This is a genomic window from Pseudomonas sp. DE0157, assembly GCF_007678615.1.
Classification (GTDB): Bacteria; Pseudomonadota; Gammaproteobacteria; order Pseudomonadales; family Pseudomonadaceae; genus Aquipseudomonas; species Aquipseudomonas parafulva_B.
Map to the genome: position 1 here is coordinate 1 of NZ_VEJN01000007.1, position 21,064 is coordinate 21,064.

The window sequence follows — 21,064 nt, forward strand, 5'->3', positions numbered from 1 at the left end:
CCCTCCGCAAGCCCTGCGCTCGGCCTCCTGAAGTCGCGATCTGCGGCGCCTGAACTACCGCGCGCTTAGAAGCAAGATCAAGATCAAGATTGACGGTCTCGATGGCACTGAGGCTCTTTAGCATGAAATGTCTTAAGTACTAAGAATTCATCTTGCTCTTTGCGGTGCCACTGCCTTGCACAACATTACAGGGCTACCCCATTTCGTGTAGGAGCGGTCTTGTACCGCGATGGGCCGCGCAGCGGCCCCGGTTTTTTGGCTGTACCACTTACACAATTAACGCCGTTGTGCGGCCCATCGCGGCCGGTGCGGTGCCGAAAAATCTACTGCCCAAACGCCCGCCCCAGCCCTCCAGGCACACCACTGCTATCGGTCTGCTGCCAAGGCCCATCCGGGCTCACCGACCAGCTCCAGCCGTTGTCGAACCGGTAATACGTCCGCTGGCGGTAGAACGTGTTGGGTTTTTTGTCCAGCACATACACGCCCAACTTGGGGTCCCAGTGGCTCGCCCCGCCCGGCGGCGGGGCAAAGCTTGCCGAGGTGCGCGGCACTGGTTTGGCTGGGGGTGCAGGCTTGCTCCCAGGTCCAGCAGGCTGTCCACCTGGCAGCGGCTTGACCACCGGCCCTTTGGGCGGGAGCCGTTCGATCGGCGGTTCGGGCTCAGGCTGCGAAGCAGGGCCATGCACCGTACAGGCCGACAAACCCAGTGCCAGGGTGATCAGGCTAAGGCGTACCGTCGCGTGCATAGGGAACTCTCTTACGAATCAGGGCTGTCGATGATCAGGCGCTGCTGGGCCTGGGTCGTGTTGGGCAAAGGCGCGCTCTGGCCAACCCACTCGCCGCGGGTCGGCTGCCCATCCTTGGAAACGCGCGCAACCAGTTGGACTTCGGCGAAATCGGACAGTTTCATCTGCGCCATCATCGCATCCGCATCTGAAAGCTCGACCTCGATGGGCAACTGCGCCACCGTCACCCGCTTGGCGGCAAGTGGCATGGGCGGGCCGCTGCTGGCGCGGGCGAAAATGAAGACGGTGTCCTGTGCCTTGACCTTGTCCCGCAAAGCCGGCGCCAATTCCACCCGCACCTTCAAACGCACCGCAGCAGGTGCCGGCGCCTGAGCAGACTGAGTGCCCAACCGTTCAGCTGCACGGTCAATGCCGCCCTGCAATGCCGCGCGCGACGTATCCCCTTGCGGCAACTGCGCCAACAGCCGCTTCCAGTACTCGATAGCCTCCTGATAGCGCTCACCTTCAAATGCCGCAATGCCACGCAGCCCCAAGCTGGTGACCTCATTGGGATCGGCTTTCAGCGCCTCGTCAGTCAATGCCTGCAGTTGCCCACTCCAGCGCTTGTCGGCCGCGAAATACAGGGCCTGGGCCCACTGGCCCAGCAACTCGGGCTGGCGACCGGCCAGGGCTACTGCGCGCTCGAACGTGCGGGCCGCCTCGGCAGGGCGTTGTTCGGCCATGTAGGCACGGCCCAGGAAGTACACCGCCTCGGCCGAATCAGGTTGTGCCTGAACCACTCGCTCCAGGCGTGCCGTCATTTCTTCCATCGACTTAGGTGCCTGGGCAAATTCCTGGGTAAGGGCCACTTTGTCCGCCGCACCGAAGTGCAGGTACAGCCCCAACGCCAGCAGCGGCACCAGAACCGCTGACAGCAACGGCAAGGCCCTGCCCAATTGACGCTGCCTGGCGGGTTCGGCGCCCTCGGTGTCGGCCAGCAGTTCACGGGCGGCTTCGTCACGGCCCTGACTCAATTGCAGGTCATCGAGCACACCCGACGCTTGCTGCGCGGCCAGCGCGGCGATGCGTTCCTGATAGAGCACCACGTTGAGCGCCGTGCGGTCTTGCTCCTGCTGGTGGCGACGGCCACGCAGGATCGGGATCAGCAGAAAGCTGAGGGCCGCGAGCAGCAACAAGCCCGCGCTAAGCCAGAATTCAGTCATGGGTGCGTTCTTTTTCCAGCAGGTTGGCCAGCCGTGCGCGCTCCTCGGCTGACAATTCATCAGTGCCTTGCACGGCCGCCAGGCGACGACGCCGTACAATCACCGCCAATACGGCGAACCCGCCGACCAGCAGAATGCCCGGCCCAAACCAGAGCAACCAGGTCCGACCGCTCAGCGCAGGCTTATAGCGCACGAAATCACCGTAACGGTCGACCATGAAGTCGACGATCTGCTGGTTGCTCTTGCCCTCACCCAGCATGCGGAATATTTCCCGGCGCAGGTCAGCCGCAATGGGTGCATTGGAGTCGGCGATATCCTGGTTCTGACACTTGGGGCAGCGCAATTCCTTGGTCAGTTGCTGATAGCGCTCACGCTCGGCCTGGTCACGAAACTGATAGGTATCGATGGCGGCCTTGGCCACCCCACCGACGCACAGGCTCAAGGTCAGGGCTGCGAACCAGCGCTTCATGGCGTCGCCTCGTCGAGCAGCGCCTGGTAGCGTGGCGCCAACTGCTCGCGCCAGACACTCGCGTCGACCACGCCCACATGCTTGTAGCGAATCACGCCATCGCCATCGATCAGGAACGTCTCCGGCGCACCGTAGACACCCAGGTCCAGCCCCAGGCTGCCCTGCTCGTCACTGATATCCAGCAGGTAGGGGTTGTGGAACTCGGTCAACCACTTCTGCGCTGCGGCGTTGTCGTCCTTGTAGTTCACCCCATAGATGACCACACCCTGGGAAGCCAGCTGGTTGAGATAAGGATGCTCGACCTTGCACGACGCGCACCAGGTGGCCCAGACGTTGACCAGCGCAGGCCGGCCCTGCAGGTCTGCCTGTGTAAGCGTACGGTCGCCTTGGGTGGAAGCCAGCGAAAAGACCGGGAACGGTTTGCCGATCATGGCCGAGGGCAATTCATCGGGCTTGAGAAACAAACCTTTGTACAGGAACACCGCCACCAGCAGGAACACCGCCAGGGGCACGACCATCAACCAACGTTTCATGCAACTGCTCCAGACACACCCAGGGCCTCACGCACCCGGGACTTGACCTTGACGCGGTAGCGCCGGTCGAGAGCCGCCAGCAACCCGCCCAGGCCAGTCAACAGACCGCCCAGCCAGATCCAGCGGACAAAGGGCTTGATGTGCACACGCACCGCCCAGGCACCGTTTTCCAAGGGCTCCCCAAGGGCCACGTACAGGTCGCGGGTAAACCCTGCGTCTATCCCGGCCTCGGTCATCATCGACTGCTGCACGGTGTACAGGCGCTTCTCCGGGTGCAGGGTGGCCACAAGGCGACCCTCGCGGCTGACCACCACCGTGCCCTTGTCGGAAATGAAGTTGGGCCCTTCGAAGTGCCTGGCGCCCTGAAACAGGAAATGATATCCGCCCAGCTCCACGCTTTCGCCGGGGGCCATGCGCAAATCACGCTCGGCGCTATTGTTGCTCGACAGCACCACCCCAAGGGCACACACCGCAAGCCCCAGGTGAGCGACCTGCATGCCCCAATAGCTGCGCCCAAGACCGAGCAGCCCCCTGAGCAGCCCCTTGTGGCGCGTCTTGTCGAGCACATCGCGCAGCCCCCCGAGCACTACCCAGGCGGCCAGGGCGAACGTGGCCAGCACCTGCCAGTCGAAATCGTCGACGATCAGGCCCGCCACCGGGGCCAGCACCGCGCTACCGACCAGGACCGGCGTCATCATGCCAAGTAGCCACTTGCCAGGCGTATCTTTCCACCGCACCACCACCCCTACTCCCAGCACCAGCATCAGCAGTGCCATAAGCGGCAGGAACAGGGCATCGAAATAGGGCGGGCCTACCGAGAGCTTGGCGCCGGTCAGGGCATCGAGCACCAGCGGGTACAAGGTGCCCAGCAAAATCATCGATGCCGCGACCACCAACACCAGATTGTTCGCCAGCAGCAGGGTTTCGCGCGACCACAGTGCAAACCCCACCTGGCTCTTGACCACTGGCGCACGCAAGGCGAACAGGGTCAGTGAGCCGCCGACCACGAACAGCAGGAAGAACAGGATGAAAATGCCGCGCGACGGGTCGGCGGCAAAGGCATGCACGGAGGTGAGCACCCCGGAACGCACCAGGAACGTCCCCAGCAGGCTCAGTGAGAACGCAGCGATGGCCAACAGGACGGTCCAGCTCTTGAACACCCCGCGCTTCTCCGTCACTGCCAGGGAATGGATCAGCGCCGTGCCTACCAGCCAGGGCATGAACGATGCGTTTTCCACCGGGTCCCAGAACCACCAGCCACCCCAGCCCAGTTCATAGTAGGCCCACCAGGAACCCAGGGTGATGCCCACGCCCAAGAACGCCCAGGCCACCAGGGTCCAGGGCCGCGACCACCGGGCCCAGGCGGCGTCTAGACGCCCGCCGAGCAGGGCGGCGATGGCGAAGGCGAAGGCGACCGAAAAACCGACGTAGCCCATGTACAGCATTGGCGGATGCACGATCAGGCCAATGTCCTGCAGCAGCGGGTTGAGGTCCCGGCCATCGACAGGCACCTGTGGCAGCAGGCGCTGAAACGGGTTGGAGGTGATGATCAAAAAGCTCAGAAAGCCCACGCTGATCATGCCCATGACCGCCAGCACGCGGGCGAGCATCACCTGGGGCAATTGCCGCGAGAACACCGACACGGCGAAGGTCCAGCCCCCCAGAATCAGCGCCCAGAGCAGCAGTGAGCCCTCATGCGCCCCCCAGACCGCGCTGAACTTGTAGTACCACGGGAGTGCACTGTTCGAGTTGCTGGCCACGTAGGCAACCGAAAAGTTGTCGGTCATGAAGGCATGGGTCAGGCACGCGAACGCGAACGTCAGAAAGGCGAACTGCCCCCAGGCTGCGGGCCGCGCCAGGCTCATCCACAAGCTGTCACCACGCCACGCCCCAATCAGCGGCAGGCTGGCCTGCACAGCCGCGAAGCAGATGGCCAGAATCATCGACAGTTGGCCGAGTTCGGGTATCACCAAGGCTGCGTTCATGGCCGCGCTCCCGTCTGGGTTGCCGCCTGGCCGCTTTCTTTCAGCGCCTTGCTGACTTCAGGGGGCATGTACTTTTCGTCATGCTTGGCCAGCACTTCGTCGGCCACCACCACGCCGTCGCCGTTGAGCTTGCCCAAGGCCACGATGCCCTGCCCTTCACGGAACAGGTCCGGCAGGATGCCGCGGTAAGTGATGGGTACGGACTTGTTGAAATCGGTGACCACGAAGCGCACGTCCAGCGAGTCGGAGGAGCGTTGCACCGAGCCCTGTTCGACCATGCCGCCGGCGCGGATGCGCGTGTCCAGCGGTGCCTCGCCATTGGCGATCTGGGTGGGGGTGTAGAACAGGTTGATGTTCTGTTGCAAGGCAGTGAGGGCAAAGCCCACGGCAACCCCGACGCCGACCAGCAGACCGACGATGAGCAACAGGCGTTTCTTGCGCTGCGGATTCACTGCGTTTTCTCCCGGCGCAAGCGGCGCGCCTCTTCTTGCAGGTAGCGGCGCCGGGCCAACACCGGCACGGCGACGTTAAGCGCCAGCACCGCGGCGCAGATGCCGTAGGCCGACCACACATAAAGGCCGTGGTGACCCATGGCGATGAAATCACCGAAACTGGCGAAACTCATGGCACGACCCTCCCAGCCAGGCTGCTCGATATTTCTTCCTTCACCCAACTGGCGCGTGCCTCGCGCTTGAGTACCTCAAGGCGCATGCGCATCAAGAGCACCGCGCCAAAGAAGCAGTAGAAGCCCAGCGCCGTGCACAACAGCGGCAACCACATATCGGCGGGCATCGCAGGCTTTTCGGTCAGGGTAAAGGTGGCGCCCTGATGCAGCGTGTTCCACCACTGGACCGAATACTTGATGATGGGAATGTTCACCACGCCAACGATGGCCAGCACGGCGCAGGCTTTTGCCGAGCTGTCACGATTACTGATTGCCTGGCCCAGCGCAATGATGCCGAAGTACAGGAACAACAGGATGAGCATCGAGGTGAGGCGCGCATCCCACACCCACCAGCTGCCCCAGGTTGGCTTACCCCAGATGGCTCCGGTCACCAGCGCCACGGCGGTCATCCAGGCGCCGATGGGGGCAGCGCATTGCAGGGCGACATCGGCCAGCTTCATCTTCCACACAAGTCCCACCACACCGGCCACCGCCAGCAGAACGTAACAGGACTGGGCCAACATCGCGGCCGGGACATGGATGTAGATGATGCGAAAGCTGTTGCCCTGCTGGTAGTCCTGGGGCGCGAAGACCAGCCCCCAGACCACGCCGACCACCAACAAGAGCCCGGCAGCGATGGACAGCCACGGCAACATGCGCCCGCTAATGGCATAGAACCATTTCGGAGAGCCCAGCTTGTGAAACCACGTCCAGCTCATTTTCATCAGGGTGCATCCAGGGTATTGGCCAGGCTTCAAAGCCCAGGCTCGTTATTCGCCGACGCTGATTTTCAGGCCGGCGGCGATCGCAAAGGGTGCCAGGGTCACGGCCAGGGCCGTCAGGCTGGCGAGCCAGAGCAGGTGGCCGGTGGCGGGCATATTCTGCAACGCCGCCTGCAATGCACCACTGCCCAGGATCAATACAGGGATATACAACGGCAGAATCAGCAATGCCAGCAACAAACCGCCGCGCTTGAGGCCGACCGTCAGCGCAGCGCCCACCGCGCCCAACAGGCTCAACACCGGCGTGCCCAGCAGCAGCGAGCCCAGCAGCACCGGCAGACAGTGCCCTGGCAGGCCGAGCATCAGCGCCAGCAACGGTGCCAGCAACACCAGCGCAAGCCCGGAGAACAGCCAATGCGCCAGCACTTTGGCCAACACCATCAGTGCCAGCGGATGCGGCGAGAGCACCCACTGCTCCAGCGAGCCATCTTCGAAGTCGCTGCGAAACAGCCCGTCCAGGGACAACAGCACCGCCAGCAGTGCAGCCACCCACATAAGCCCCGGGGACAGGTTCTGCAGCATCTGGGTCTGCGCCCCGACGGCCAAGGGGAACAAGGCCACCACGATGGCGAAGAACACCAGCGGGTTGGCAAGCTCCGCAGGCCGGCGAAACAGCAACCGCGCTTCGCGTCGCAACAACAGCGTAAAAACGCTCATGCTGCCCACTGCCCCAGGTTGAGTTCTCGGTAGCCCGCAGGCGTGTGGGACAGGGTGTGGTGGGTGGTCAGCACCACGGTGCCACCGTGCTCGCAATGGGCGGCCAGATGGGCCTCCAGGTCCGCGACGCCCTGTTTGTCCAGGGCAGTGAACGGCTCGTCCAGAATCCACAACGGTGCGGCTGCCAGATGCAGGCGCGCCAGGGCCACGCGGCGTTGCTGCCCGGCCGACAAGGTATGGCAAGGCACGTCCTCGAAACCGCGCAGCCCGACGGCAGCCAGGGCCTGCCAGATCTGTTCGCGGCTGGCTGGACGGTGCAGTGCGCACAGCCAGGTCAGGTTCTCTTCGGCTGTGAGCAGTTCCTTGATGCCCGCGGCATGGCCAATCCACACCAGGATGCTGGCCAACGCATGCCGCTGTTCGTCCAACGGACGTCCACCGAGCAGGATCTGACCGGCGGTCGGCTGCATCAGGCCAGCCAGCAGGCGCAACAGGCTGGTCTTGCCGCTGCCGTTGGGGCCGCTGATCTGTAGCATGTCGCCTGGCCGCAGTTCGAAGGCAAGGTGCTCGAACAGCAGGCGCCAGTCGCGCTCGCAGGCCAGGCCCACGGCTTGAAGATGAAGGGTCACAGTTCTGCCTTATCGTTCTAGGGTTCGGATGACGCTACCCGGACCCCTACCACTCAAGTCACCCGGTGCGCTGCCGTTATACTGGCAATCACGGGCGGGCGGCATTATTACATGCACAGCCAGGCTGCCAAGAGGCTGGGTACCTAAGGTTGTATACAATCATGACTGAAATCAATAGTCTCGGCCTGCAAACCCTGAACGGCGCCCAGGCAATCAAGGCGGCGATGACCGGTGAACTGCTGCGCCTTACCCAGGCCCAGCCCGGGTTGCTCGGCCCTGGCGAGACCGCGCAGGCTGAAGTGGTTGCCATGCGCCAGACCGGCCAGGAGTTTCAGCTGGTTTTGCGTCTGCTGCAAGCCAACGGCCTGCAGACCCAACTGCAAGCCAGCGCCAGCCAGCCTTTGCCCCAGGGCAGTCAGGTGACCGTGAGCCAGCCAGAAGCCGGCCGGCTGGCCATTTTGCTGCAGCAGGCAAGTACCAGCCAGGTCTCGACCCTGACGCGCCTGGACACCGCCCGGGTACCGGTCAGTAGCCTGTTGCAGGGCAAGGTGTTGACCAATCAGGTGCTGCCCGAAACCCCTGGCCAGCCTGCCAGCTACCGGGCGCTGGTGAGCCTTCTGAATACCGCCCAGGCCGGTGCCGTGCTGGCCGTGGACAGCCCCAGGCCGTTGGCGATCGGCAGCCTGCTCAGTGCGCGCGTGCAGGGTGACCAGTCCTTGCAGTTCGTCCCCTTGGCCGGCAGGCAGGACCAACTGGGTATCGCCCAGCATCTGGGCAGCCAGCAAAATCGCCAGGCCTCGCTCCCGAGCCTGTTGGCCGGCCTGCAACAGTTGGCGCGCGACCCGGAGGCTGACAGCCCGCTGCGCACGACGATCGAGCGCCTGCTTGGCGCGCTGCCGACGGCCCAGCAACTGGGTGATGCAAAAGCCGTTGCGCAGGCGCTGCTCAACAGCGGCGCCTTTCTGGAGGCAAAACTGATGACCGGGGCCACGGCGGGGCTGGGCGCCGATCTCAAGGCCAACATGCTTCAACTCATTACCCAGATCAGCACCAACGCCGCCCTTGGCCCACCACCGGCCAGCCTGGCAGCGGCCGTGCCGGCGCTGGTTCGAAACGCGCTGGGCACGCTCGAACGGGTAAGTCCCAAGCCCCAGCCGGGCGCATTCCCGCTGCCCTCAAGACTGTTGCAGGCCTTGGAGGACGAAGGTGATCTGGAGCAATTGCTGCGCTTGGCCGCAGCTGCCGTTTCGCGCCTGCAGAGCCACGCCATGAGCAGCCTGCAGCAAAGCGGCACACTGGAAAACGGCAACCTGCAGACCACTTGGCAGACCGAAGTGCCCATTCGCCACGGGCAGGAATTCGTGCCCCTGCAGGTCAAGCTTCAGCGCGAAGAAACCCCTCAACAGCAGGCCGACCGCGAGCATCAGGCCCCTGATGCGTTGCAACCGTTGTGGCGGATCGAACTGGCTTTCGATCTGGCGCCGCTCGGCCCGCTGCAGGTCCAGGCCCAATTGGCCCAAGGCCGTCTCAACGGCCAGCTGTGGGCCGAGCGCGAACCGACCGCTCGCCTGATCGAGCGCCAGCTTGGTGCACTGCGTGAACGCCTGCTGGCGCGTGGCCTGGAGGTCGATGAGCTGCACTGCTACCCCGGCGCACCTGCGCAGGGCCCCCGGACACGGGTCGAACAACGCTGGGTGGACGAAAACGCATGAGTACCCCTACCCCCCGCCAGGCCGTAGCACTGAGCTACGATGGACAACAGGCGCCCACACTCAGCGCCAAAGGCGACGATGAACTGGCCGAAGCCATCCTGGCCCTGGCGCGCGAACATGAAGTACCCATCTACGAAAACCCGGAGCTGGTGCGCCTGCTGGCACGCCTTGAGCTGGGCGAGCAGATTCCCGAAGCGCTGTACCTGACCATCGCCGAAATCATCGCGTTCGCCTGGCAGTTACGCGGCAAAGTGCCAGCGGGCTTCGACGATGCTCCGGCCCAACCACGCGACGTTACGCCCAGGCACTTGCGCCTGCCCGAAGGGTAGTAATCGGCTAAGGCCCCATGCGACGATGGGGCCGACACTGTATCGGCTCCTTTTACTGCATGAGTCGATGACCATGGCTGATACACGTGTCAATTCGGTTGGCCTGCGCTACGTGCGCGGCCACCTGCAACACATCCCCCGCCCCGACCGCCAGGCCGCCAGCGACATACGCAATTGGGCCTGCCGCCAAGGCCATGACCTGGACCCGGATCAGACCGACGTGGTCACCCTGCACTACAGGGGCGATCAAGCCGTCGTGGTTCAGCGCCTGTCCCTGACCGAAGCGGTACTGTCCAACTGGCAAGGGGAAAACAGCAAGGATCTGGTCGGCCAGCTTTTCCCTGGCGGCTGGGCCGGCCATCTCCCTGCCCACCCACTACGCATTGTCGAGCGCTTGCCCGACCTGGGGCCATGGGCGCAGGGTGGCGCCTATTCTGTGTTCAACGGGCTGTTTCGCCGCACCGAACCTAGACGCTATGACATCACCACCCATTTACCCATCGACGTCGAGGCCATGCAGCGCTTCGTCTGGGAGCTGGACTTCCATGCCCGTTTCGTCGCCATGCTCGACGCGTATTGGCACGAGGCCAGCGACAGCCACCGACAAGCGCTGCAGATCGGCTTCGTGGCAGCCTGTAACAAGCAAGTCCAGGAAGGTTCGCTGAGCGAGGCAGGCCGACAGATGCTCTGGGAAGCCGCAGGCCTGGCGCCGCGCGCTGACAGCCTGAGGATCAGAGCGCTGAATGTGTATGGCTACGCGGCTACCGACCTGATTGGCATTGCCGACCAGAAGCGGCGCAAGGTCCTGCTCTACCTGCCAGGCAATGCCTCACCCTTCCATGAGTTCGGCAGCCTGGGCGCCATGAAGGACTGGGTCGGTGAACAGTGCCGCGATCCGGAAAAGCGTCAGGCCCTGCGCCGCTATTTTCGGCTGGTCGACACGCCGGATGGGCTCGACTTCAGCGGCTTGGACACTGCGCTTGAGGGGTTGGGCGCCTATCCTGCGATCCATTACCGATCACCCAACCGACCGGGTTTCACTACCGACGGCCCCTGGCCGCCGAAGAAATACGTGTACTACAAACTAAAAAAATACAGCCCGTTGATCGAGGGCGACCTATTCACGGCGCTTACCGAGCGCCAACGCAAGCGCAGCTATGCCGATGCCGACTTCATCATCACCAGTGACCAGGCCGTAACCAAGGCGAAATGGCGCGGGTATCTGGCTACCTCAATCAATTTGCTGGCGCCCTTGGCTATCGTTATGCCGGCACTGGCGCCCATGCTCGCCCTGGCAGGCGTGGCGCAATTCGGGCTTGGCCTGGACCAGGCAATTGATGGCAAAACGCTCGAAGACCAGGCTGAAGGCGTTTCCAACACGGTCTTCGGTCTGCTGAACGCCCTGCCTCTGGCTAGCGAAGCGGCGACGCGCGCCACCGAGCTATTTTCCCTCAAGCGCGTGCGATTCTTTACGCCTGTCCGTTTGAACGATCAGCTGGGTTACCCACTGAGCCCGATCAACCCACCCCATTTTGCAGAACCCGAGATAGGCGCTTTCTTCGACAACGCCATCGAGCCAGTACAGGCTGATGACAGCCCTGTGGCGCGTTCAGTCATACGAATACCGGTCAGCGAGGAAGGGCCTGCGGAGCTGCAGACCGAAGTGGGCGGCTACAACATAACGGTGCTTTACGACAGTGAGCATGACGCTTTCATCACCGAACAGGCCTCGAATGATCTCAACCCGCCCTACTACCAGGCCATGCCCGGGCGACGCAGTTTGATCCGAATCGATGTCACGACACGCCCAGTGACCGATCAGATGCGCTCGGCGACCCTCAAGGGGCTTGGTGTCGATCTGCCGCTACCGATTGAAATGCCCCCCGTCGCGCAGGATACAGTGCACCCGATTCCTAAAACCATCTCCAGCCTTTGGGTTGGCAACAAAGTTATAGCGCCTGAGCTGGTGGATAACCTGGCGGCCAACGCCGAGCGCCTGAGCAACAGCTCGTTCAGTTACCGCTTGTACCTGTCCAAGGCAGACCCCGAGGCGTTCGAGACCAACCGCCAGTTACTCGGTCAGCGCGCACCCAATCTGCAGGTGCTGCCATTAGAGGACCAGCCCTTCTATGCCCGTTTCAGTGAAAGCCCCCATTTCGAGCAATACCGGGATGCCGTAAACGCCCCCGGGGCCAATTTCTCCTCGGCATCGGACATTTTGCGCTACCCGATGCTACACGCGCAGGGCGGGATCTACATGGATGTGGACGATACGTTGCTTGCCCATCCCGAGGCGCCGGAGGATCCCGCGCGTGCAGCCATAGAGGCTGTGGACCTGGCCACGACCCCGGACGGTTTCATTCTGGGGGACCCGGCAAACAACGACACCCTCGGCATGCATTGCCACTACAACAGCAACATGATTGCCAGCCATCCAGGCAACCCCAACCTGCAAGCGATCAGCGAGGCCATGCATGCACGCTACCAGGCCAATGGGGACTTCTATCAGCATCGGCCAACGACCGACATGCCAGGTTTCAAGGCCTACGCCAGACGCCTGAACCACCTCACAGGCCCAGGAGTGCTCAACGACGTGATCGATCAACACCTCCCCAGGCTTCAACGCTTGCGCCAGCTCTGCAATCTGCAGAGCTTACCGCAGAGCAAGCCATTGTTTTTGCTCGCAGGCAAAGAAGCGCAAATCAAATCAGCCGTAGAACACGACCTGGCCTTGAACCGTGTTGCCCGCGTAGGCAACTACCATTCCTGGAGCAAACCCTGAGATGCACAGGGCGACTTGCGTCGCCCTGATATTCAGTTGTTGCGGTGCAGTTTGCTCATCAGCTCAGCCTCGGCCTGGGTTAGACCGCAGGTTTCGGTAAGCTCCGACACGCTGGCACCCATGCCGACCAGCCGTGCAGCCTGGGTGAAGGTGACGCTGCTCGGGTCACGCTGCTCAAGCCGCTCCAACCGGTCGGGCAGCGTGGCCACTGCACCGCGCAGCTCATGGATGGCCTCGCCCATGCGCACGGTGACGTTCTGGTAATCATCGAGCCGCTTGCCGAGGTCCTTGATACGCTGGTCGCGCAGGGCATCGCCAATGGCCTGCTGAGCAGCCAGCTCGCGCTGACGCTTGGTGTAGTTCAGGAAGAACCACAGGCTCAAGGCCCACAGCAGGGCCAGTAAAATGACGCCGACCTCGAAAATCAAGTCAGATGTTCTCCAGTTCCGACCACTCTTCCTCGGTCATCATCTTGTCCAGTTCGACCAGAATCAGCAGTTCGCCGTTCTTGTTGCACACACCCTGGATAAACTTGGCCGATTCTTCGTTGCCCACGTTGGGCGCGGTTTCAATCTCGGACTGGCGCAGGTACACCACCTCGGCAACGCTATCGACCAGAATGCCGACCACTTGCTTGTCTGCCTCGATGATGACGATGCGGGTGTTGTCGGTGACCTCGGTTGGCATCAGCCCGAAGCGCTGGCGCGTGTCGATCACGGTCACCACGTTGCCGCGCAGGTTGATGATACCCAGCACATAGCTGGGCGCACCCGGCACCGGGGCGATTTCCGTGTAGCGCAGCACTTCCTGCACCTGCATCACGTTGATGCCGTAGGACTCGTTGTCCAAACGGAAGGTAACCCACTGCAGGATCGGATCTTCAGAACCTTGTGCGGACGACTTTTTCATTCCCCTACCCCTTGAAATCCGCCTTTGGCGGTGTGTTCGGTGTGATGTGCGGTTTGGCGTGCAGCTGCTTGACGGCACCGCTGGCGATCAACTCGGCCAGCTCCGCCACGTCCAGCAGTGCACACATGTGTTCAATGACCGTGCCGGCCAGCCACGGCCGCTGGCCCCGCTGGCTACGCCACTTGATCTCGGACGGGTCCAGGCGCAGCGAGCGGCTGACCTGATGCACAGCCAGCCCCCATTCATAGCCCTGGACAGAAATGACGTATTGCAGGCCCTGCCGGAAATCGTCGCGGTAGCGGTCGGGCATGACCCAGCGCGCGGTGTCGAGCACCTTGAGGTTGCCAGCCTGGCACGTGAGGATGCCCAGGAACCACTCGGGCTGCCCGAACAGCGGCGTCAGCTCGCGATCGGCCAAGGTATAGATCGAGCCCAGGCACACCAGCGGCACGGCCAGGGTCAGGCCGGCCACATCGAATAGCAGGCACTCGAACGGCTCGGCAGCCCAGGCCGGACGCCCATCGACGGTGGCCGGCGGTACGGGCACGTCCGGTGCGGGCAGGTGGACGTCCACCAGAGGCATTGCCGGCGCTACAGTCGGCGTATCGATCAGGACCGGGATGCTGGCCTCTGCCACCACTGCCTGTTCTACTACCGCCACCACCGGCGGCTGCACCGGTATCACGCTAGGCAATACCGCAAGCCTGGGCTCGGCGAACGGCCGTTCAGCTGCGGCAGGTGCCGGTTTTGCCTGGGTGGCCTGGCCTGGCTCGCGCCCATCGCGGGCCTGCTCCTGGCGCACCGCCTGGGCGAAGTCATCTGCCGTGTCTGACGCTGGCAGCGCCTCCAGGGGCTCGGTGGCTTCCTGGAGCAGACCGTCGAGATACGACTGCAGCGCCAACTGAGGCTTGCTGCTCACTTGCCGTGTTTGTGTCATCAGGCCACCTGCGCCGCGGGCGTGTAGGTCAACAAGTGCTTGAGCAGCGCCCGGTAGGCCACCAGCCCGCGGCTCTTGTTGTCGAATTGCGACGGCGTGACGCCCTGGCGGCTCGCATCGCGCAGCCGCGTGTCCACGGGAATATAGCCCTGCCATACCTGTTCGCCGTAGGCATCGCGCAGCAACTTGAGCGTTCCCAGGGAGGCCTGGGTACGCCGGTCGAACAACGTCGGCACGATCTGGTACGGCAGCGCCTGGCGCCGGGAGCGGTTGATCATGGCCAGGGTGCCGACCATGCGTTCAAGGCCCTTGACGGCCAAAAACTCTGTCTGCACCGGGATGACCAGTTGCTGGCTGGCCGCCAGCGCATTGACCATCAACACCCCCAGCAAAGGGGGACTGTCGATCAGTGCGAAGTCGAAGTCCTGCCACAGCTGCGCCAGACTCTTGGCGATGACCAGCCCCAAACCGTTCTGGCCGGGCGATTGCCGCTCCAGTACGGCAAGGGCGGTGCTGGAGGGGAGCAATGATATGCGCTCGTCACTGGTGGGCAACAGCAACTGCCCCGGCAGCCCATCCGGAACGCTGCCCTTGTGCAGGAACAGGTCGTAGCAGCTATGTTCCAGCGCATCGGGGTTATGCCCGAAATAGCTGGTCATCGACCCATGTGGATCAAGATCGACGACGATCACGCGCTTGCCGGCGTCGGCCAGCAGGCCAGCCAGGGCGATGGTGGTGGTGGTCTTGCCGACGCCACCTTTTTGATTGGCTACTGCCCAGACTCTCATCAGGCAAACTCTATCCGTGGGTGAGGCAGGGAGCATGGTGTGCCCGCTGCCTTGCTGGAAAATGAAGGGCTTGGATGGCTGTCGGTCAAGCGCCGCGCGTGGACATCCGCCAATGGGGCGACAGAGAATTGACGAGTCACTGCCCTGCCACCGCTGCTGAGCTTGCCGGTGCACTTTGTGTGCCAGCCCGGCGCAGTGCAGCATCGGGCGTGGCATTGGCAGCACCGGTGCTGGTCAGGCTGCGGCGCACCTCGAGGTTGCGGGATATCACCAGGACCACGCGCCGGTTGCGGGCCCGCCCTTCGGGGGTATCGTTGCCCGTCACAGGCTGATACTCGCCATAGCCCACCGATGCCATGCGCCCGGGGTCCACGCCGCCCATGGCCAACAGCCGGACGATACTGGCGGCGCGGGCCGAGGATAGCTCCCAGTTGGTCGGGTACTGCGCGGTACGGATAGGCTGGTTATCAGTGAAGCCTTCGACGTGCACCGGGTTGGCGAACGGCTTGAGTATGGCCGCCACCTTGTCGATGATGGCAAACGCATTGTCACTGGGCATGGCATCGCCACTGCCGAACAGCAACGAGGAATTGAGCTCGATCTCGATCCACAGCTCGTTACCCCGGATCGTCATCTGATCACCCCTGATAAGGTCGCCAAAAGCGTCGCGCACCTCCTCGGCGATGGTCTTGAGCGGGTCGTTGCTGGCGGTCGACACGCCAGCATCAGGCTGCTCGCTGTCCTTGACCAAGGGCTGCGCAGGTCGCACGGTCAACGGGCGCTCATCCCCGATGGGAATGGGCCTCATGCTGCGCTCAGGGTCATTGAACACCCCCAGCAGGGCTTGGGACACCACCTTGTACTTACCCTCGTTGACCGAGGAAATCGAATACATCACCACGAAAAAGGCGAACAGCAAGGTGATGAAGTCCGCGTAGGACACAAGCCAGCGCTCGTGGTTTTCCGGCTCCTCGGCATGACGGCGACGACGCATGGCTACTCCATGAAGCCTTGCAGCTTCAGCTCGATTGAGCGCGGGTTCTCGCCTTCGGCAATGGACAAGAGGCCTTCGAGGAGCATTTCCCGGTAGCGCGACTGGCGCAGTACCAGCGCCTTGAGCTTGTTGGCAATGGGCAACAGGATCAGGTTGGCACTGGCAACGCCGTAGATGGTCGCCACGAACGCAACGGCAATGCCGTTGCCCAGCTGCGCCGGGTCGGCCAGGTTGCCCATGACGTGGATCAGGCCCATCACCGCGCCGATGATCCCGATAGTCGGCGCGTAGCCGCCCATGCTCTCGAAGACTTTGGCGGCCTGCAGGTCACGGCCCTCCTGGGTCAGGAAATCCACTTCGAGAATACTGCGAATGGCTTCGGGCTCGGCACCGTCTACCAGCAACTGCAAGCCCTTGCGCGCGTAGGGATCGGGCTCGCCATCGGCCACCCCTTCCAGCCCGAGCAGGCCTTCCTTGCGCGCCGTCAGGCTCCAGTTCACGACCCGATCGACCCCACCCGGCAGATCGACCCGCGGTGGAAACAGGATCCAGCGCAGGATCTGCAAGGCGCGCTTGAACGAGGAGAGCGGCGATTGCAGCAAGGCGGCCGCCAGGGTACCGCCCAATACAATCAGCGCTGCCGGCCCGTTGATCAGGGCGCCCACGTGGCCGCCTTCGAGGAAATTGCCGCCCACGATAGCGACAAAAGCCAGGATCAGGCCGATCAGGCTGAGCACGTCCATCAGACGCACGCCTCCACCAGGTGCCGGCCAATATCGTCCAGGCTGTACACCGCATCGGCCAGGTTGGCCTTGACGATCGCCATGGGCATGCCATAGATCACGCAGCTGGCTTCATCCTGTGCCCACACCGTGCTGCCCGCCTGCTTGAGCAAGCGCGCCCCTTCCCGGCCGTCCGCGCCCATGCCGGTCAGCACCACGGACAGCACCTTGTCGCCATAGGACTTGGCTGCCGAGCCGAAGGTGATATCCACGCAGGGCTTGTAGTTGAGCCGCTCGTCACCGGGCAGAATCTTCACGGTGCCACGGCCATCGATCATCATCTGCTTGCCGCCGGGCGCCAACAGCGCAAGCCCGGGACGCAGGATGTCGCCATCTTCGGCTTCCTTGACGCTGATGCGGCACAGCTTGTCCAGGCGTTCTGCAAAGGCTTTGGTGAAGGCTGCCGGCATGTGCTGAACGAGCACGATCGGCGCCGGGAAATTGCCTGGCAACTGCGTCAGCACCCGCTGCAAGGCCACCGGCCCCCCAGTCGAGGTGCCGATGGCCACCAACTTGTACGGCTTGCGCTTGGGCGCTGGTGAATGCGCAGCGGCTGGCCTGACGGGCGCGGCGGCGCTTCGCACCGGGGCCGGCCCTGCAGCGCTCGTGGCCGTTGTGGGCGTCGGCGCGGAGGCCGCAGCGGGCGCGGGCGCCGGGCGGGCGTAACTGGTCATGCGGCGGTTGCTACGCGACAGGGTATGCACCTTCTCGCACAGCATCTGCTTGACCTTCTCGGGGTTGCGCGAAATGTCTTCGAAATTCTTCGGCAGGTAGTCTACCGCCCCGGCATCGAGCGCATCGAGCGTGACCCGAGCACCTTCATGGGTGAGCGACGAGAACATCAGCACAGGCGTCGGGCACCGTTGCATGATGTGCCGCACCGCCGTGATGCCATCCATCATGGGCATCTCGTAGTCCATGGTGATCACATCGGGCTTGAGCGCAAGCGCCTGGTCGATCGCTTCCTTGCCGTTGGTTGCAGTGCCCACCACCTGGATCGTCGAGTCCCCCGAGAGGATTTCCGAGACGCGGCGGCGGAAGAAACCGGAATCATCCACCACCAGGACCTTGACTGCCATAAACACTCCGTTAGGTGACGCCCCCGGCCAGGGGGACGCCACCGAGATCAAATACGCCGCGCGGCGTAACGCTTGAGCATGCTCGGGACGTCGAGAATCAGCGCAATGCGACCGTCGCCGGTGATGGTGGCCCCGGACATGCCCGGGGTGCCTTGCAACATCTTGCCCAGTGGCTTGATTACCACTTCTTCCTGGCCCACCAGTTGATCGACGACAAAGCCGATGCGCTGGGTGCCGACCGACAGGATCACCACGTGACCTTCGTGCTGTTCTTCATGCACCTGGCCCTGGACCAGCCAGCGCTTGAGGTAGAACAGCGGTAACGCCTTGTCCCGTACGATCACCACTTCCTGACCATCGACCACGTTGGTGCGCGACAAGTCCAGGTGGAAGATCTCGTTGACGTTGACCAGCGGGAAGGCGAACGCCTGGTTGCCCAGCATCACCATCAAGGTCGGCATGATCGCCAGGGTCAGCGGGACCTTGATGACGATCTTCGAGCCCTGCCCCTTGGCCGAGTAGATGTTGATCGAGCCGTTGAGCTGGGAAATCTTGGTCTTGACCACGTCCATGCCCACGCCCCGCCCAGAGACGTCGGAAATCTCGGTCTTGGTGGAAAAGCCTGGGGCGAAGATCAGGTTGTAGCAGTCCGACTCGCTCAAACGGTCGGCGGCGTCCTTGTCCATCAGGCCCTTTTCCACGGCCTTGACACGCAGCACGTTCGGGTCCATACCTTTGCCGTCGTCGGAAATCGACAGCAGGATATGGTCACCCTCCTGCTCGGCAGACAATACGACGCGCCCTGTGCGCGCCTTGCCCGCGGCCTCGCGCTCATCGGGCATTTCCACCCCATGGTCCACGGCATTGCGCACCAAGTGCACCAGCGGGTCGGCCAGCGCCTCGACCAGGTTCTTGTCCAGGTCGGTTTCTTCGCCCACCAGTTCAAGGTTGATCTCTTTCTTCAACTGCCGCGCCAGGTCACGCACCAGGCGCGGGAAGCGGCCGAACACTTTCTTGATCGGCTGCATGCGCGTCTTCATCACCGCCGTCTGCAAGTCGGCGGTGACCACATCGAGGTTCGACACGGCCTTGGACATGGCTTCATCGCCGCTGTTCAGGCCCAGGCGGACCAGACGGTTACGCACCAGCACCAGTTCGCCGACCATGTTCATGATCTCGTCCAGGCGCGCGGTGTCGACCCTGACGGTCGTTTCCGCTTCGCTGACCGCGTGCTTGTCGGCGCTCGCCGCCGGCGCCCGTGGGGCAGCAGCAGGCTTGGGCGCTGCAGCAGGTGGCGCCGCGCCAGCAGGACGGCTGACTGCCGGCGCTTCGACCTTGGCTGTGGCTGCGGCCTGAACACTGGCAGGTGCTTCGACGCCAGCCACGTCGCCATTGAACTTGCCCTTGCCATGCAGCTGGTCCAGCAACGCTTCGAACTCCTGTTCGCTGATGTCGTCGCCCGTGGTGGCAGGCGCTGGCTCGACAGGCGTCGCAGCCTTGGCTGCGGGCAAGGCATCAGCCTGGAACGTGCCTTTGCCATGCAACTGGTCCAGCAGCGACTCGAACTCGGCGTCGGTGATTTCGTCACTGACCGGCTCGGCCGCGGCAGCCACCGGCTGGGCGGTCACTTCGGCACTGAACTGGCCTTTGCCATGCAACTGGTCGAGCAGCGACTCGAATTCGGCATCGGTGATGTCGTCACCCTGGCCGCTGACGGGCTCGGCAGGCATCTGCTCGGCCGCTGCGGCCTGGGCCTTCACCGCGTCGAGCGAATCGAGCAGCTGCTCGAATTCGCTGTCAGTGATGTCCGCCTCGGTCGCTTGCGGTGCCTGCTGCACAGGCGCGGGCTCAACCGGCACGGGCGCCGCCGGGGCCGGGGCCGCGTCGGCGCTGCCAGGCTCTGCCAGACGCGCCAGGGCTGCCAGCAGTTCTGGCGTGGCCGGGGTCACTTCGCTGCGCTCACGCACTTGGGCAAACATGCCGTTGACGGCATCCAGTGCTTCGAGCACCACATCCATCAGCTCTGCATCGACCCGGCGCTCACCTTTGCGCAGCACGTCGAACACGTTCTCGGCGATATGGCAGCACTCCACCAGCTCATTGAGCTGGAGGAAGCCGGCGCCCCCTTTTACAGTGTGGAAACCGCGAAAAATCGCATTGAGCAAGTCGGCATCGTCAGGGCGGCTTTCAAGCTCGACCAGCTGCTCGGACAATTGCTCAAGTATTTCACCGGCTTCTACCAGGAAATCCTGAAGGATTTCTTCATCGGCGCCGAAGCTCATCAAAGGTGCTCCTTAAAAACCCAGGCTGGATAGCAGATCATCGACATCGTCCTGACCGGACACGACGTCTTCACGCTTATCGGCATGAATCTGCGGACCTTCACCCCGAGTCGGATGTTTTTCTCGATCTTTTTCTGCGCGCAATTGATCCTGGTCATGCTGGATGCCCGCAAAGCGGTCGACCTGGCTGGCCATCATCACCAATTTCAGCAGGTTGCTTTCCACCTCGGTCACCAACGCCGTGACGCGCTTGATCACCTGCCCGGTCAGGTCCTGGTAATCCTGGGCCAGCAGGATGTCGTTGAGATGGCCGGCCACCTTGCGGTTACCCTCAGCGCTGTGTGCCAGGAAACCGTCGACGCGCTTGGCCAGGTCACGAAACTCCGTGGCGTTCACTTCGCGGCGCATGAAGCGCTGCCAATCGGCACTCAGCGCTTTGGCCTCGCTGGCCAGGTCGTTGAGCACAGGCGTGCTTTCCTCGACCAGGTCCATGGTGCGGTTTGCCGCCCCTTCGGTGAGCTTGACCACATAGGACAGGCGTTCGGTGGCGTCGGTAATCTGCGACACCTCCTCGGCCTGGGGTATGGTCGGGTCGATCTGAAAACTGACGATGGCGCTGTGCAGTTCGCGGGTCAGCTTGCCCACTTCCTGGTACAGCCCCCGATCGCGGGTCTGGTTCAACTCGTGAATGAGTTGCACCGCCTCGCCGAACCGTCCGCGCTCCAGGCTTTCGACCAACTCCTGGGCATGCTTCTTGAGGGTCGATTCGAACTCGCCCAATGACGTGTGTGATGAACTCATGG

Annotated in this window: 22 protein-coding genes; 3 read left to right on the plus strand and 19 right to left on the minus strand. The window is 63.2% G+C overall.

The window, feature by feature from the left end; translation table 11 throughout:
* Positions 1 to 323: 323 nt before the first annotated feature.
* The 10 genes from FS777_RS10690 to ccmA are packed head-to-tail and all read right to left on the minus strand — an operon-like array spanning position 324 to position 7,667.
* A complete protein-coding gene (locus FS777_RS10690) occupies positions 324 to 746 on the minus strand; it encodes a hypothetical protein (RefSeq protein WP_078478874.1) in 423 nt (140 codons plus the stop codon).
* 11 nt (positions 747 to 757) lie between these two features.
* A complete protein-coding gene (gene ccmI / locus FS777_RS10695) occupies positions 758 to 1,948 on the minus strand; it encodes a c-type cytochrome biogenesis protein CcmI (RefSeq protein ID WP_145255399.1) in 1,191 nt (396 codons plus the stop codon).
* Complete coding sequence (locus FS777_RS10700; protein ID WP_058606096.1) at positions 1,941 to 2,417, minus strand: cytochrome c-type biogenesis protein; 477 nt, start codon at positions 2,415 to 2,417, stop codon at positions 1,941 to 1,943. The genes ccmI and FS777_RS10700 overlap by 8 nt, the downstream gene beginning before the upstream one ends.
* Positions 2,414 to 2,950: a DsbE family thiol:disulfide interchange protein gene (locus tag FS777_RS10705; RefSeq protein ID WP_023533963.1), complete on the minus strand. Its 537-nt coding sequence runs from the start codon at positions 2,948 to 2,950 to the stop codon at positions 2,414 to 2,416. The genes FS777_RS10700 and FS777_RS10705 overlap by 4 nt, the downstream gene beginning before the upstream one ends.
* Positions 2,947 to 4,920 carry a heme lyase CcmF/NrfE family subunit gene (locus FS777_RS10710; protein WP_178091263.1) on the minus strand — a complete coding sequence of 658 codons (1,974 nt, stop codon included), beginning with the start codon at positions 4,918 to 4,920 and terminating at the stop codon, positions 2,947 to 2,949. Before FS777_RS10710 ends, FS777_RS10705 begins: the two co-directional genes overlap by 4 nt.
* An 11-nt stretch (positions 4,921 to 4,931) precedes the next feature.
* The gene (gene ccmE, locus FS777_RS10715) at positions 4,932 to 5,387 is read right to left on the minus strand and encodes a cytochrome c maturation protein CcmE (RefSeq protein WP_058606094.1); all 456 of its coding nucleotides are present in this window, start codon (positions 5,385 to 5,387) and stop codon (positions 4,932 to 4,934) included.
* Positions 5,384 to 5,560 (minus strand): heme exporter protein CcmD, encoded by a 177-nt coding sequence (gene ccmD / locus FS777_RS10720; protein ID WP_023533952.1) that lies wholly within the window; start codon positions 5,558 to 5,560, stop codon positions 5,384 to 5,386. The genes ccmE and ccmD overlap by 4 nt, the downstream gene beginning before the upstream one ends.
* A complete protein-coding gene (locus tag FS777_RS10725) occupies positions 5,557 to 6,324 on the minus strand; it encodes a heme ABC transporter permease (protein ID WP_058639109.1) in 768 nt (255 codons plus the stop codon). The genes ccmD and FS777_RS10725 overlap by 4 nt, the downstream gene beginning before the upstream one ends.
* 45 nt (positions 6,325 to 6,369) lie before the next feature.
* Positions 6,370 to 7,038: a heme exporter protein CcmB gene (gene ccmB, locus FS777_RS10730; RefSeq protein ID WP_058639110.1), complete on the minus strand. Its 669-nt coding sequence runs from the start codon at positions 7,036 to 7,038 to the stop codon at positions 6,370 to 6,372.
* Positions 7,035 to 7,667, minus strand: coding sequence for a cytochrome c biogenesis heme-transporting ATPase CcmA (gene ccmA, locus FS777_RS10735; protein WP_058639111.1), 633 nt, complete (start codon positions 7,665 to 7,667; stop codon positions 7,035 to 7,037). The genes ccmB and ccmA overlap by 4 nt, the downstream gene beginning before the upstream one ends.
* Positions 7,668 to 7,828: 161 nt before the next feature.
* Here ccmA and FS777_RS10740 point away from each other — a divergent pair, with 161 nt between their 5' ends.
* From FS777_RS10740 to FS777_RS10750, 3 genes are all read left to right on the plus strand, one after another.
* Entirely contained in the window at positions 7,829 to 9,379 is a 1,551-nt protein-coding gene (locus FS777_RS10740) for a flagellar hook-length control protein FliK (protein WP_145255402.1), read from the plus strand.
* Positions 9,376 to 9,708, plus strand: coding sequence for an EscU/YscU/HrcU family type III secretion system export apparatus switch protein (locus FS777_RS10745; RefSeq protein ID WP_078478879.1), 333 nt, complete (start codon positions 9,376 to 9,378; stop codon positions 9,706 to 9,708). The genes FS777_RS10740 and FS777_RS10745 overlap by 4 nt, the downstream gene beginning before the upstream one ends.
* Positions 9,709 to 9,781: 73 nt before the next feature.
* On the plus strand, positions 9,782 to 12,490 hold the full coding sequence (locus FS777_RS10750; RefSeq protein WP_145255405.1) for a dermonecrotic toxin domain-containing protein: 2,709 nt from the start codon (positions 9,782 to 9,784) through the stop codon (positions 12,488 to 12,490).
* Between the two features lie 32 nt (positions 12,491 to 12,522).
* Here FS777_RS10750 and FS777_RS10755 read toward each other — a convergent pair whose 3' ends face one another.
* The 9 genes from FS777_RS10755 to FS777_RS10795 form a co-directional block, all read right to left on the minus strand.
* Complete coding sequence (locus tag FS777_RS10755) at positions 12,523 to 12,918, minus strand: DUF2802 domain-containing protein (RefSeq protein WP_058639114.1); 396 nt, start codon at positions 12,916 to 12,918, stop codon at positions 12,523 to 12,525.
* Position 12,919: 1 nt separating this feature from the next.
* Positions 12,920 to 13,399 (minus strand): chemotaxis protein CheW, encoded by a 480-nt coding sequence (locus FS777_RS10760; protein WP_003254393.1) that lies wholly within the window; start codon positions 13,397 to 13,399, stop codon positions 12,920 to 12,922.
* Positions 13,400 to 13,403: 4 nt separating this feature from the next.
* Positions 13,404 to 14,336: a CheW domain-containing protein gene (locus tag FS777_RS10765; RefSeq protein WP_145255408.1), complete on the minus strand. Its 933-nt coding sequence runs from the start codon at positions 14,334 to 14,336 to the stop codon at positions 13,404 to 13,406.
* Complete coding sequence (locus tag FS777_RS10770; RefSeq protein WP_058639115.1) at positions 14,336 to 15,124, minus strand: ParA family protein; 789 nt, start codon at positions 15,122 to 15,124, stop codon at positions 14,336 to 14,338. Before FS777_RS10770 ends, FS777_RS10765 begins: the two co-directional genes overlap by 1 nt.
* A gap of 136 nt (positions 15,125 to 15,260) precedes the next feature.
* Positions 15,261 to 16,118, minus strand: coding sequence for a flagellar motor protein MotD (gene motD / locus FS777_RS10775; protein WP_145255411.1), 858 nt, complete (start codon positions 16,116 to 16,118; stop codon positions 15,261 to 15,263).
* A 2-nt stretch (positions 16,119 to 16,120) separates the two neighbouring features.
* Positions 16,121 to 16,861: a flagellar motor protein gene (locus tag FS777_RS10780; RefSeq protein ID WP_027915963.1), complete on the minus strand. Its 741-nt coding sequence runs from the start codon at positions 16,859 to 16,861 to the stop codon at positions 16,121 to 16,123.
* A complete protein-coding gene (locus FS777_RS10785; protein WP_058639117.1) occupies positions 16,861 to 17,979 on the minus strand; it encodes a chemotaxis response regulator protein-glutamate methylesterase in 1,119 nt (372 codons plus the stop codon). The genes FS777_RS10780 and FS777_RS10785 overlap by 1 nt, the downstream gene beginning before the upstream one ends.
* A gap of 47 nt (positions 17,980 to 18,026) precedes the next feature.
* Positions 18,027 to 20,261: a chemotaxis protein CheA gene (locus FS777_RS10790; protein WP_058639118.1), complete on the minus strand. Its 2,235-nt coding sequence runs from the start codon at positions 20,259 to 20,261 to the stop codon at positions 18,027 to 18,029.
* 12 nt (positions 20,262 to 20,273) lie between these two features.
* Complete coding sequence (locus tag FS777_RS10795; RefSeq protein WP_023533920.1) at positions 20,274 to 21,062, minus strand: protein phosphatase CheZ; 789 nt, start codon at positions 21,060 to 21,062, stop codon at positions 20,274 to 20,276.
* Positions 21,063 to 21,064 lie beyond the last annotated feature (2 nt).

Bases quoted from the DNA above. Each gene is read 5' to 3' on its own strand.
- FS777_RS10750 (WP_145255405.1), top strand. From the start codon at position 9,782: ATGGCTGATACACGTGTCAATTCGGTTGGCCTGCGCTACGTGCGCGGC.
- FS777_RS10765 (WP_145255408.1), bottom strand. From the start codon at position 14,336: ATGACACAAACACGGCAAGTGAGCAGCAAGCCTCAGTTGGCGCTGCAG.
- FS777_RS10780 (WP_027915963.1), bottom strand. From the start codon at position 16,861: ATGGACGTGCTCAGCCTGATCGGCCTGATCCTGGCTTTTGTCGCTATC.
- ccmB (WP_058639110.1), bottom strand. From the start codon at position 7,038: ATGAGCGTTTTTACGCTGTTGTTGCGACGCGAAGCGCGGTTGCTGTTT.
- FS777_RS10790 (WP_058639118.1), bottom strand. From the start codon at position 20,261: ATGAGCTTCGGCGCCGATGAAGAAATCCTTCAGGATTTCCTGGTAGAA.
- FS777_RS10760 (WP_003254393.1), bottom strand. From the start codon at position 13,399: ATGAAAAAGTCGTCCGCACAAGGTTCTGAAGATCCGATCCTGCAGTGG.
- FS777_RS10705 (WP_023533963.1), bottom strand. From the start codon at position 2,950: ATGAAACGTTGGTTGATGGTCGTGCCCCTGGCGGTGTTCCTGCTGGTG.
- FS777_RS10690 (WP_078478874.1), bottom strand. From the start codon at position 746: ATGCACGCGACGGTACGCCTTAGCCTGATCACCCTGGCACTGGGTTTG.
- motD (WP_145255411.1), bottom strand. From the start codon at position 16,118: ATGCGTCGTCGCCGTCATGCCGAGGAGCCGGAAAACCACGAGCGCTGG.
- FS777_RS10725 (WP_058639109.1), bottom strand. From the start codon at position 6,324: ATGAAAATGAGCTGGACGTGGTTTCACAAGCTGGGCTCTCCGAAATGG.
- FS777_RS10700 (WP_058606096.1), bottom strand. From the start codon at position 2,417: ATGAAGCGCTGGTTCGCAGCCCTGACCTTGAGCCTGTGCGTCGGTGGG.
- FS777_RS10745 (WP_078478879.1), top strand. From the start codon at position 9,376: ATGAGTACCCCTACCCCCCGCCAGGCCGTAGCACTGAGCTACGATGGA.
- FS777_RS10785 (WP_058639117.1), bottom strand. From the start codon at position 17,979: ATGGCAGTCAAGGTCCTGGTGGTGGATGATTCCGGTTTCTTCCGCCGC.
- FS777_RS10795 (WP_023533920.1), bottom strand. From the start codon at position 21,062: ATGAGTTCATCACACACGTCATTGGGCGAGTTCGAATCGACCCTCAAG.
- ccmD (WP_023533952.1), bottom strand. From the start codon at position 5,560: ATGAGTTTCGCCAGTTTCGGTGATTTCATCGCCATGGGTCACCACGGC.
- FS777_RS10770 (WP_058639115.1), bottom strand. From the start codon at position 15,124: ATGAGAGTCTGGGCAGTAGCCAATCAAAAAGGTGGCGTCGGCAAGACC.
- FS777_RS10740 (WP_145255402.1), top strand. From the start codon at position 7,829: ATGACTGAAATCAATAGTCTCGGCCTGCAAACCCTGAACGGCGCCCAG.
- ccmI (WP_145255399.1), bottom strand. From the start codon at position 1,948: ATGACTGAATTCTGGCTTAGCGCGGGCTTGTTGCTGCTCGCGGCCCTC.